The sequence below is a fragment of the Salinimonas iocasae genome (assembly GCF_006228385.1).
GTDB lineage: Bacteria > Pseudomonadota > Gammaproteobacteria > Enterobacterales > Alteromonadaceae > Alteromonas > Alteromonas iocasae.
The window spans coordinates 1,284,634-1,296,298 of the sequence record NZ_CP039852.1 but is presented as its reverse complement, the minus strand read 5'-3'; the positions used below and the strand labels follow the sequence as shown (position 1 = coordinate 1,296,298).

Below are 11,665 nucleotides of genomic sequence, written 5' to 3'. Positions count from 1 at the left end.
ATCATAACTGTGTTAGTGAAACAGCGGGAAATAATAGCGCCGAACCGTTCTATTTCTGGCTTAGGCGACCTTTGGCTCGGGCAATTTTCGCAAAGTGGATAAACAAAAAACCCGGCTTTCGCCGGGTTTTCCATTTAACTATGATTTACTCAGATGCTGCTTTCTTATTATCTGAATTTTCATAAATAAGAATTGGCTTAGACTCGCCCCGAATAACGGTCTCGTCTATTACAACCTTTTTAACGTCATCAGTAGATGGCAGATCGTACATCGTATCCAGCAAAACACCTTCTACAATTGAACGCAGACCACGGGCACCTGTTTTACGATGCATTGCCTTTTTAGCAATAGCATGTAGTGCATCATCTCTGAATTCCAGCTCAACATCTTCCAGCGCGAACAATGCGCCATACTGCTTCGTAATCGCATTTTTGGGTTCACGCAAAATCTGTATCAGCGCTTCTTCGTTAAGCTCTTCTAAGCTGGTCACAACGGGCAGGCGTCCGATAAATTCTGGGATAAGCCCATACTTCACCAAGTCTTCTGGCTCAACCTGCTTAAACAGTTCGCTTACCGCCTGCTGGTTTTCTTTCGACTTAACTTTTGCACCGAAACCGATACCGCTGCCAGTCGCTGCGCGCTGCTCGATAACCTTATCCAGACCTGCGAACGCACCACCACAAATAAACAGAATTTTAGACGTATCTACCTGCAAAAACTCTTGCTGAGGGTGTTTTCTGCCGCCCTGAGGAGGTACCGATGCCACAGTACCTTCAATAAGCTTCAATAGTGCCTGCTGAACACCTTCACCTGAAACATCGCGGGTAATTGACGGATTGTCCGATTTACGGGAAATCTTATCGATCTCATCAATGTAAACAATACCACGCTGCGCTTTTTCAACGTCATAGTCACACTTTTGCAATAGCTTCTGGATGATATTTTCAACATCCTCACCCACATAACCCGCTTCGGTTAAAGTGGTAGCATCTGCCATGGTAAATGGTACATCCAATAATCTTGCAAGCGTTTCAGCAAGCAGCGTTTTACCACTACCGGTAGGACCGATTAAAAGGATATTACTTTTACCCAGTTCCACGCCTTCATGCACGTCACCGTGACGCAGACGCTTATAGTGGTTATATACGGCTACTGACAGAACTTTCTTCGCATGCTCCTGCCCGATAACATAGTCATCAAGATGAGAATGAATCTCATGGGGACGGGGTAGCGCATCCTGCTTTTGCTTTGGTGAAATTTCTTTAATTTCTTCACGAATAATGTCGTTACATAATTCGACACATTCATCACAGATAAAAACGGACGGCCCGGCAATCAGCTTTCTAACCTCGTGCTGGCTTTTGCCGCAAAACGAGCAGTAAAGTAATTTGTTGTCACCGTCTGAGTTCTGTTTGTCACTCATTACGTTATGCCTCTGCCTTAGCCGGACTCAAAAAAATAAGGATCATGGGAGCCCGGGCTACTTAATAATATACTACTTTGTCGTAGCGGCGTCAGATCGATTTGTTAACACCTGATCGATCAGGCCATACTCTTTGGCTTCGGTTGCACTTAAGAAATTGTCGCGATCAGTATCACGTGCCACCGTCTCGTAGTCCTGACCCGTATGCTGTGACAATAATCGGTTTAACTTCTCTTTGATAGAAAGAATTTCTTTCGCATGAATTTCAAAGTCAGAAGCCTGTCCCTGAAAACCGCCGAGAGGTTGATGAATCATGACACGAGAGTTTGGCAAGCAATAACGCTTACCCTTCGCGCCGCCAGATAGAAGAAACGCTCCCATACTGGCCGCCTGCCCAACACATACAGTACTGACATCAGGCTTAATAAAGTTCATGGTGTCGTAAATCGCCATGCCCGCAGTGACTGAGCCACCGGGCGAGTTGATATACAGGTAGATGTCCTTTTCCGGGTTTTCCGCTTCCAGAAATAGCATCTGGGCCACAATCAGGTTTGCCATGTGATCTTCTACCTGACCCACCAGAAAAATAACGTTTTCTTTAAGCAGACGAGAATAAATATCGTATGAACGTTCACCTTTAGATGTCTGCTCGACAACCATAGGCACCAGTGCGTTTTGTGGTTCTAATGGGTTAATCATATCTACCTTGATTTGTTAGCGTTAAAAACAAAAATGCTCGGAAGGCTCCGAGCATTTAAGCAGTTGCTGACAGGTTAAGTCAAACAGTGCGGCTAAATTTACGCCTGTTTGTTCATAACCTCATCAAAAGCTTTGGTAACTTCCTGAGTTTTGGCTTTATCCAATACCCATTCAATCGCCTGCTCTTCCAATGCAACGTTTTGCATTTGCTGCATCAGTTCATCGTTATTTTTGTAGTAATCGATAACTTCCTGCGGATCTTCATATGCAGAAGCTGAAGTTTCGATTAATGCATTAACTTTTTCTTCGTCAGCTTTCAGTTCGTTAGTCTTGATAATTTCGCCCAGAATCAGACCAATTGACACACGACGCTTCGCATTGTCGGTGAACAGTTCTGCTGGAAGATCCGGCATATTCTGACCACCGCCTTGCTGACTGAAACGTTGTTTTGCCTGCTCACGCAATGCATTTACTTCCTGATCAACCATCGCCTGAGGGACGTCGATTTCGTTCTTCTCAAGAAGTTTAGCAATAACGTCTTCTTTTACATTCGCTTTCAACGTTTGGTCTAGCTCGCGCTGCATATTTTTGCGAACTTCATCTTTCAGCGCTTCAACGCCACCTTCTTCGACACCGAATAGTTTAGCAAATTCGTCATCAACGTCTGGCAATTGCTGGCCTTCAACTTTTTTGACTTTAACATCAAAAACAGCGTCTTTACCTTTCAGTGCTTCGGCGTGGTAATCTTCCGGGAAGGTTACTTCTACAGTAACATCTTCATCTTTCTTGGCACCTACTAATGGCTTCTCGAAGCCTGGAATCATGCGGTCTTTGCCCAATTCCAAAGTGAAGTCTTCGGCTTTTCCGCCATCAAACTCTTCGCCGTCGATCTTACCAACAAAATCAATAACAACACGGTCATCTTTACGCGCTTTACGCTTAACTTCTTTCCACGTCGCGTGTTGCTTTTGCAGCGTTTCCATCATGTTATCGAGGTCTTCGTCAGTGATTTCAACCACTGGCTTCTCAATTTCGATCTCGTCAACGCCTTTTACTTCTACTTCCGGATAAACTTCAAAAGACGCAACAAACTCAAGGTCTTCGCCACGCTGGTCTTTTGTCAGTTCAAATTTAGGCATACCGGCAGGAGTAATGTTTTCCTGCATAACGGCCTGATAGAAGTTTTGCTGCATAACGTCGCCAGCAACTTCCTGACGAACAGCCTGGCCAAAACGTTTCTGGATAACGCTAACTGGCACCTTACCTGGACGGAAGCCGTTGATGCGCTGAGTTTTCGCTAATTGCTGTAGGCGTGACTTTACCGCAGAATCAACAGAGTCTGCTGGTACGGTAATAGTAAGACGGCGTTCTAAACCCTGGGTCGTCTCGACTGAAACTTGCATTATGTTACCTCAACTGTACGTCTGTCTGACGCTTTGTTTTCGTGCCCCCTTCCCTTGCCTGCTTTGCAAACAAATTTACGCCGGGTCAGAGGTTCTCTACTAACGATTGTTTAACCGCTGATTAAACCGCTGGTAAAACACGTTGGTTAAAAAAAGACGCGGTAGTATACAGCTACACATGAAATGAGTCGAGAGGGAAAGCCCATAATTTGGATTATTCGATGGAATTGTATAGATATTTTCAGATATGCAGGCGCACATAGCGCGCATTATCTAATAAAGTATAACTTTGAGGGGGGATTAATGGTCGGTGAGACAGGATTTGAACCTGCGACCCCTTGGACCCAAACCAAGTGCGCTACCAAACTGCGCCACTCACCGGCATATTAAGATGTAAAACGATGGTGCGGAAGGAGAGACTTGAACTCTCACGCCGTGAAGCACTGGAACCTAAATCCAGCGTGTCTACCAATTCCACCACTCCCGCGAAAAAGTGGGGTGGACGATGGGACTTGAACCCACGACAACCGGAATCACAATCCGGGGCTCTACCAACTGAGCTACGCCCACCATAGATGGTGCTTGCTAACGTGCGGCAAGTGTATCATTAATTACTGAACGATGTCAGTGCTAAATCAACTTTTGCCTACTACCTGACCCGCTTCAAAGTGGCGCGCCCGGCAGGATTCGAACCTGCGACCCACGGCTTAGAAGGCCGTTGCTCTATCCAGCTGAGCTACGGGCGCCCGGCGAATCATCGCTAGCTAAGTGGTCGGTGAGACAGGATTTGAACCTGCGACCCCTTGGACCCAAACCAAGTGCGCTACCAAACTGCGCCACTCACCGATACCGTTCCGGCGATTTCGTTACTCGCCGTTACGGGTTGCGCATATTACTGACTTGCCCCTACCTCGTCAAACACTTTTTCAAATAAAAGTTTCAACCGCTCACAAAGCAAACAAAGCGAAGACAAATCCTACAAATTGCGGAGATTTCATCCAGTTAACAGCGATTAGCTGCAAATTTACAAAAGAGGAAAACTTTCTTTTGTCGTTCTGGGCACTGCTGCTATTTGTACTAATAAACCAGCAGATTAAAAAAGGATCTACTGATGCCGCAGATTTTATGAAACAATATCGCGCGTCACATTTATCTCCACCTTATACAAAGAGCATTATCCTTTATGACCGCGCATATTATTGATGGCAAATTGATTGCCAAGCAAGTACGCCAACATGTTTCTTCTTACGTTGACTCGCTCCAGGCCTCCGGAAAACGCCAACCCGGGCTGGCAGTTGTTCTTGTTGGTAACGATGCAGCTTCTCAGGTGTACGTGGCAAATAAGCGAAAGGCTTGTGAAGAAGTCGGTTTTGTATCCCGTTCTTTTGACTTACCGGCAGATACCGATCAGGGCTCATTAGAGTCGTTAATCGATGAACTTAATAATGATGACGAGATTGATGGCATTCTGGTACAGCTGCCGTTGCCTGCCGGCCTGAATTCCGAAGAAATTCTTGAGCGCATTCGTCCTCATAAAGATGTTGATGGGTTCCATCCTTACAACATTGGCAGGCTTGCACAGCGAATTCCCGCCCTGCGTCCGTGTACGCCAAAGGGCATTATGACCATGATTGAGTCTACCAAACGTCGCATCAAAGGTCTGGACGCCGTCATAGTGGGCGCCTCTAATATAGTCGGCAGACCTATGGCACTGGAGTTACTACTGGCCGGATGTACGGTAACGACCTGTCATAAGTTTACTAAGGAATTGCGCACCCATGTCAGTCGCGCCGATTTGCTGGTAGTGGCAGTGGGCAAATCTAATTTCATTCCCGGAGACTGGGTAAAACCTGGCGCGATCGTTATTGATGTTGGTATCAACCGTAACGCTGACGGTTCATTAGTAGGTGATGTAGAGTTCGACAGTGCTAAAGAACGCGCGGGATGGATCACCCCGGTCCCTGGCGGTGTTGGCCCCATGACCGTTGCCAGCCTTATCGAAAACACGCTGGAAGCTTACGTTAAGTTCCACTCATGAGCGAGAAGGTGGTTATCGACGCGATGCGCTACTGGGTAGATGATGTGGTGATACACCATAACTTCTGCCCTTTTGCTCGCTTTGTGCGTCATCCTGAGACTATTCATTATCAGGTTTGTCAGGCTACTGACGTAGCCGATATCATGCTTGCACTTCATCGTGCATGCGTTCAGTTAGATAAGAACGCAGAAATCTCCACAACGTTGTTAATGGTGCCCTCTCTTCACCGTTTTGATGATTACCTCGATGCACTGTCACTGGCGCAGGTGATGATAGCGCAATGGAATTATGAGGGCGTATATCAGCTCGCCAGCTTTCATCCTCAGTATGAATTTGAGGGCGAGGAAACGGCCTCACCATCGCACTATACAAATCGGGCCCCCTACCCGACTTTTCATCTTATTCGCGAGGCAGATATTACCAAAGCAATGGAAGGATACTCGGATCCCGATTCGATATTCGAAGCAAACATCGAACGCACAGAAGCATTAGGATGCAGTCACCTCCAGGCACAACTTAGCGCATGTATAAAAAAAGCTCAGGGCGATACCTGAGCTTTTACTGGTTATTTGTCCGGCAGGTTATTGACCTGCGGCACCGGTTATCGCTTCAGATGAAAGTAAAAAAGCGCGCCCCTGATACCCGGATACCGTAAATACCCAGTCACTCACCCAGGATGGACTTTCAGGCATATCAAAGTGAACCTGATACTGATCAAGCTCATTGGCTGCGCTGACCTCTACAAGAATTCGTTCCCCATCAAGCAGTGTCATATCAACTTTACCCGCCAGCCTCTGTGTCTCCCAGTCAGCCTGACTAAACGGCGCTACCTGAAGATAATTAAACGCAAAAATATCTTCCAAAGCCTGTGCCAGTATCCCCGGATAACTCAATGATGACGCCGGAAATGTCTGAACCTGCTCACCTTCGACCGAACCAGCCTGCCACTGCAAAGATTCATCGGATGACTGACTGATGACCAGTTCCTGCTTTTCAGGTTGCCAGAACCGCGCTTCGTTAAGCTCCTGCATTGTTGCAGGTAAAATACGCTTGTTCAGCCATTCTGCGGAAGACAGTGGTAATGAAACGGTTTTATCAATCAAATAGCTGGCAGATTGATCAGGGTGACGAATAAATTGTCCGCGCCGGCTTTTAGATACATTACCAACAATAAGCTGCCATTGTTGCTCTGCATCTTCCAGGGTAAGTAACATTGACTCTGCGCCATCGCGCTTTGGATCTTCCACTCCCAGGCGGGGATAAAGCTTTTCGTTCTCCGTTTTTTTCTCAACGATAGTGGCCTGAGCCAGTTTTCTGATTAATGTAGACAGCGCCTTTGTGTCTACCGGAAACCGTTGTGCAGAATCAAGGTGGGTGGCCTGCCACTTACCTTCATCCCGTTTAGCTTCAAAAACAACCTTAGTAGCGCTCTCAATTTTTACGTATTCGATAGCGTCACTCTGCTGCGCGAGGCCATCTAATACAGAAGAGGAAGGTGTCGCAACTACACTTTGCTCGTTACGCGATAAATACCACGCTGAGGCGCTTGAAGCAGCAACCAGCACACTCAGCAATACAACACGTATGTTCATTTTCAGTTCCTGTTGAACCTGCTTCCTGCACGTCGACGCAGTACCAGGGTTAATAAATACAAGGTCATAACCAATACCAGAGGGGCCGCGGCAATATTTACAAATTTAAGCCAGTTACCTAATTTGTCGATATCACTTCTCAGCTCATACTGCACATCACGAAGCTGCTTTCTAATAGCCACCCGTTTTTCTACAAACGCATCAATCGTACGCTGCTGCTCATCGGTAAGCACCAGAGATGTACCCTGCCCCTGCTGATTCTGCAAGCGGGCGAGCTGGGACTCGGTCTGCGCCAGCTCGTCACGCAGCTTTTGTTCATGCTCGCGATACTGCTTTTGCGCTTTACGTTCAAGAGATTCTACCCGGGAAAACGGCCTTGCAAACTGACCCCGACTGCGCACGTTAATTAGCGCATTACTGCCTGCCAGGTTCTCCGCCGCGTTCACTACAAAATCACCGTTATTAGCAAACGGGCTGTAAAGGGTCTGGCCAAAGAACTGGTTTTGCTGAACCCAGAAACGATCCGCCAACATGTCCGCATCAGAGATAACTAAAAGATTGAGCTTATCGGTAGTCGCCTTAAACTGCGTTCTGTCAGCGCCTTCCGGCGGCTGGCCGAAAGCAGAGATGGTGGTACCGGTGACATGTGCAGCTACAATTTTCACCTGGCCGTTTGGCCCGAGTTTTTGCTGTAAATCCTGTGGGTCCGGGTGACTGAGATAATATTCAGTTTCGGTGACAAACCCGTCATCCGAGGTTTGCATCAACACTTCCATATCCAGCGTTGATGAAGGAAGCAAGGTAATCTCACCAGCGGAGGCGATATTCACCGAATCGAGGTTTGCTGTAATTACATCATCATCATGCAACTGTTCGCTTCCCAGCCCCATGTATCCCGGATGCTTTACTACGCCTCCCGATGCGCTTTGCACCTCAAGTCCAAGGGTACCGTCCAGCACAATAGTGTCTGGCGGTATATCAACCCCCCAGCTTTTCAGCAAGCTCATATCTGAACGATTAGCCTGCTGGTTGCCCATCAGGCTCAGCATGTCGGACTCATAATGCGGATCAACAAAGGCTATGACCTGTCCCTGCGCCATGGCGTATTGGTCAATAGCATACTTCAGCGCCTCGCTCATTTGAGGCGGATGTGCCAGCATAACAACCGCAGTATCTTCCGGCAGTTGCGTATCCTCTGGTGAGATGAGGTGTACATCAAATAACTGACTGAGCTGCTCATAGAAAACCATCGAAGATTCATTTTGCCCGGTAACCGGATTCTGGCCTCCCTGAACCGGTAAATCAGTGATAAGCGCCAGCTTTGGTGAACTGCCAATACTGAGCTGGTGCAGCATTTTACTGATGTCATACTCTAAAAAATTGGCTTTCTGTGGGTCAAAAAAGCCAATAGTAATTTGGTCGTCCAGCGTATTGGTGCCGGCAAGCCCGAAATATACAGTGTCATTGTTGTTCCCCAGCGTTGCGCCAGTCAGACCAAAACGAGCAGCTTTATCTTCAGCCTCGGAAAAAGGTTCGGGGTCGATAATTCGCAGGCGAATTTTGCCGTTCGCGGCTTTCTCATACTCACGCAGAAGACTTTTCACTCTATCAGCATAATTACGTAGCGCAGTCATCCCCTTTGTGGCGTCCTCAGAGAAGAAAAAATGCAAGGTAACCGGCTCTTCTATTTCATCGATAATCTGATGACTTCCATCTGACAAGGTAAAGACCTTTTGCTCGGTTAAATCAATCCGGGAGCTGTCAAACAGAACATCATTAATGATCACCAGCCCAACAAACAAGATCATCAGCAAAATGAACGTATATATAGCAGTGATTTTTCTCATTACTAGGCGGCCTTTTTCTGTTCAATAATGAGTAGTCCGGCATAAAGCCAGGTCCCAATCACAAGCATGAAAAAGAGGATATCGTTAACGGCCAGGACACCCTTGGCCATGGTCTCAAAATGATTGAGGAAACTGAACGAGGCGATAGTGTCCAGCACGCCTGGCGCGGCCCATTTTTCAAAGGCATCTAATACAATTCCCGAACCGCTCACGACAAATAAAAAACATACCAGTATTGCCAGCACAAATGCGATTACCTGGTTTTTTGTTAGTGCAGACATACACATACTGATGGCCAGAAAGGCACCCGCCATCAACCAGCTCCCTGTATAGGCAGCTAAGATAATTCCGTTATCAGGCTCGCCCAGATAATTAACGGTCCACCACACCGGGAACGTGAGTAAAAGCGCCAGCAAAAGCACCAGCCACGCAGCAAAAAACTTACCCAGCATTGCCTGCACCGGCGTAACAGGTAATGTCATCAACAGCTCTATAGTGCCGGAACGGCGCTCTTCTGCCCAGCTTCGCATCGCGATAGCCGGTACCAGAAAAAGATACAACCAGGGATGATAATTAAAAAACGGCGCCAGGTCGGCCTGACTGCGCTCATAGAAGTCGCCGACAAAAAAAGTAAAAATACCGCTGAGAATCAAAAATATTGCAATGAAAACATAAGCAATGGGTGTTGCAAAAAATGCAGCAAATTCACGGCGGGCGATAAAAAACATAGCTTTCATAGTGCCCTCTAAGACGTTATTTGCATGAAAACATCATCAAGGCGGCCCTGGTCAACATGAAGTCGATCCACTGGCAGCTTATAGTGATGGATATATTCGGTGACTGGCCCCAGAATAAACTTGCCTTTTGCCGGGAACAGAGTGACTTCGCCGGTATTTTTATCCACTTTCATATCGTCTACGCCTTCAATCTCAAGTAACCCTGTAATATCCGCCGCATAGCTGAATTTAAGCGTAACCGACTGGTAATACCGCGACTGCTGCTGCAATTCCAGCGGGGTGCCATCAAATTTCTTGGTCCCTTCTGCAATAATCACAACCCGGTTACAAACAGCACTGACTTCTTCAAGAATGTGCGTAGAGATAATGACGATTTTATCTTTAGATAAGCTGGTAATCAGATTTCTGACGTGCTGTTTCTGGTTAGGATCGAGGCCATCTGTCGGCTCATCCAGAATAAGAATTTGCGGGTTGTGGATAATTGCCTGCGCCAGGCCGACACGTCGCTTGAAGCCTTTAGACAACGTTTCGATAGGCTGGTCCAGCACATCATGTAACTCTATCTTGTCTATCACCTGCTGCAGACCCGCCATTTTATCTTTTTTAGACAGGCCGCGAATATCAGCAATGAAATGCAAAAACTGATACACCGTCATTTCATCATACGCGGGCGCACCCTCAGGTAAATAACCAATCAGTTTTTGCAACTGGGTTGTGTTTTTAGCCACGCGTCTGCCATCGATACGGACATAGCCGGAAGTGGGCGTCAGAAACCCGGTCAGCATTTTCATCGTAGTCGACTTTCCAGCCCCGTTAGGGCCAAGAAACCCGACAATATCGCCCGGATTTACGTCGAACGATAAATCGTTTACAGCAACAAAGTTGCCAAACGACTTACTGAGATTTTTTACTGAAATCATGGTTGTCCTGCTACCATCACTATTGCGCGACCTGAACGTTTTGCGGCGCACTATTTATAAGGCTTAATAAAAAAAAATCAATCCTAGCATTTTATTTACACTTATTGACAGATAAGGCTGGTGCGTGAGTCAGCTGGCACAAAGAAAAAAGCCTGTCCGATGCGAACAGGCAAAAACAAGTGATGGGATTCCAGGGATTGTCAGTCAGATAAACTGGCACACCCACAAGGCATAACGTACTGTATAAATATGTAAAAATGATGACAGTTAAAAAATACGCCATGAATTCCGGTTATTCCTTATCGCCTATTGCAACAATATCAACGCCTTTCAAACAAAAATTCGCAATACCCCGACAACCGAATCTTGCTAATGCTAAAGGACAAATTACCTTTACCGACACCTATGGCGACCCGCAGGCATTCAAAGGATTAGAAAATTACAGCCACCTCTGGCTGTTGTTTATCTTTCACGAAACCGCCGACCGGGGCTGGAAGCCGGCGGTGAAAGCGCCACGGTTAGGTGGCAATGCGACGCTCGGGGTTTATGCATCACGCAGTACCCATCGTCCTAACGGAATTGGCATGTCGGTGGTCAGAAACCTGGGGCTTAGTGAATCTGACGGTCGTCTACAGCTAAGCGTGGGTGGTGTAGATTTACTGGATGGCACGCCGATAGTGGATATCAAACCTTACATTCGTTATGCCGACAGCATTGACAGTGCCACGGACAACCTTGATAGATATGCACCGATTCCCTGCCGGCCTGTACATTTCTGCACTAAGGCGCGCGAACAGTTAACGCCGGTTATGGAAAAACATCCTGATGCCGCCGAACTTATTGAGTCGGTATTAGCGCAGGATCCCCGCCCCGCGTATCGGCAATCCAATGAGAATGATGATAAAATTTATAAAGTAAAACTGTACGACGTTGATGTTTCTTGGCAGGTGCAGGATGGTCAGATTAAGGTTCTGTCGGTGCTTTGAGATTGTACTGTCGAGAATTT

The 11,665-nt window shown here is 46.9% G+C and carries 10 protein-coding genes and 5 tRNA genes; 3 read left to right on the top strand and 12 right to left on the bottom strand.

Features of this window, described 5'->3' with window-relative positions; translation table 11 throughout:
* Positions 1–145 precede the first annotated feature (145 nt).
* From clpX to FBQ74_RS05595, 8 genes are all read right to left on the bottom strand, one after another.
* Entirely contained in the window at positions 146–1,423 is a 1,278-nt protein-coding gene (clpX, locus tag FBQ74_RS05630; protein WP_139755746.1) for an ATP-dependent protease ATP-binding subunit ClpX, read from the bottom strand.
* A gap of 72 nt (positions 1,424–1,495) precedes the next feature.
* Complete coding sequence (gene clpP, locus FBQ74_RS05625; protein ID WP_139755745.1) at positions 1,496–2,122, bottom strand: ATP-dependent Clp endopeptidase proteolytic subunit ClpP; 627 nt, start codon at positions 2,120–2,122, stop codon at positions 1,496–1,498.
* A 98-nt stretch (positions 2,123–2,220) separates the two neighbouring features.
* Positions 2,221–3,525, bottom strand: coding sequence for a trigger factor (gene tig / locus FBQ74_RS05620; protein WP_139755744.1), 1,305 nt, complete (start codon positions 3,523–3,525; stop codon positions 2,221–2,223).
* A 304-nt stretch (positions 3,526–3,829) separates the two neighbouring features.
* Positions 3,830–3,906, bottom strand: a tRNA-Pro gene (locus FBQ74_RS05615).
* Between the two features lie 21 nt (positions 3,907–3,927).
* Positions 3,928–4,012: transfer RNA gene (locus FBQ74_RS05610), tRNA-Leu, on the bottom strand.
* A 7-nt stretch (positions 4,013–4,019) separates the two neighbouring features.
* A tRNA-His gene (locus tag FBQ74_RS05605) sits at positions 4,020–4,095 on the bottom strand.
* A gap of 99 nt (positions 4,096–4,194) precedes the next feature.
* Positions 4,195–4,271 (bottom strand) — tRNA-Arg (locus FBQ74_RS05600).
* 23 nt (positions 4,272–4,294) lie between these two features.
* Positions 4,295–4,371: transfer RNA gene (locus FBQ74_RS05595), tRNA-Pro, on the bottom strand.
* A gap of 337 nt (positions 4,372–4,708) precedes the next feature.
* Between FBQ74_RS05595 and folD the strand changes: the two genes are divergently transcribed.
* Complete coding sequence (folD, locus tag FBQ74_RS05590) at positions 4,709–5,563, top strand: bifunctional methylenetetrahydrofolate dehydrogenase/methenyltetrahydrofolate cyclohydrolase FolD (protein WP_139755743.1); 855 nt, start codon at positions 4,709–4,711, stop codon at positions 5,561–5,563.
* Complete coding sequence (locus FBQ74_RS05585) at positions 5,560–6,117, top strand: DUF1415 domain-containing protein (RefSeq protein ID WP_139755742.1); 558 nt, start codon at positions 5,560–5,562, stop codon at positions 6,115–6,117. Before folD ends, FBQ74_RS05585 begins: the two co-directional genes overlap by 4 nt.
* A 27-nt stretch (positions 6,118–6,144) precedes the next feature.
* On the opposite strand, the gene FBQ74_RS05580 is transcribed toward FBQ74_RS05585, so the two are convergent.
* Genes FBQ74_RS05580 through FBQ74_RS05565 form a run of 4 tightly spaced genes read right to left on the bottom strand, consistent with a single transcriptional unit; the run spans position 6,145 to position 10,659 of the window.
* Entirely contained in the window at positions 6,145–7,155 is a 1,011-nt protein-coding gene (locus FBQ74_RS05580; RefSeq protein WP_139755741.1) for a DUF4340 domain-containing protein, read from the bottom strand.
* Between the two features lie 2 nt (positions 7,156–7,157).
* Complete coding sequence (locus FBQ74_RS05575) at positions 7,158–9,002, bottom strand: GldG family protein (protein WP_139755740.1); 1,845 nt, start codon at positions 9,000–9,002, stop codon at positions 7,158–7,160.
* A 2-nt stretch (positions 9,003–9,004) separates the two neighbouring features.
* Complete coding sequence (locus FBQ74_RS05570) at positions 9,005–9,739, bottom strand: ABC transporter permease (protein ID WP_139755739.1); 735 nt, start codon at positions 9,737–9,739, stop codon at positions 9,005–9,007.
* 8 nt (positions 9,740–9,747) lie between these two features.
* A complete protein-coding gene (locus FBQ74_RS05565) occupies positions 9,748–10,659 on the bottom strand; it encodes an ABC transporter ATP-binding protein (protein ID WP_139755738.1) in 912 nt (303 codons plus the stop codon).
* Between the two features lie 257 nt (positions 10,660–10,916).
* On the opposite strand from FBQ74_RS05565, the gene tsaA reads away from it, so the two are divergent.
* Positions 10,917–11,645, top strand: a complete 729-nt coding sequence (tsaA, locus tag FBQ74_RS05560) for a tRNA (N6-threonylcarbamoyladenosine(37)-N6)-methyltransferase TrmO (protein ID WP_332309143.1) — start codon at positions 10,917–10,919, stop codon at positions 11,643–11,645.
* Positions 11,646–11,665 lie beyond the last annotated feature (20 nt).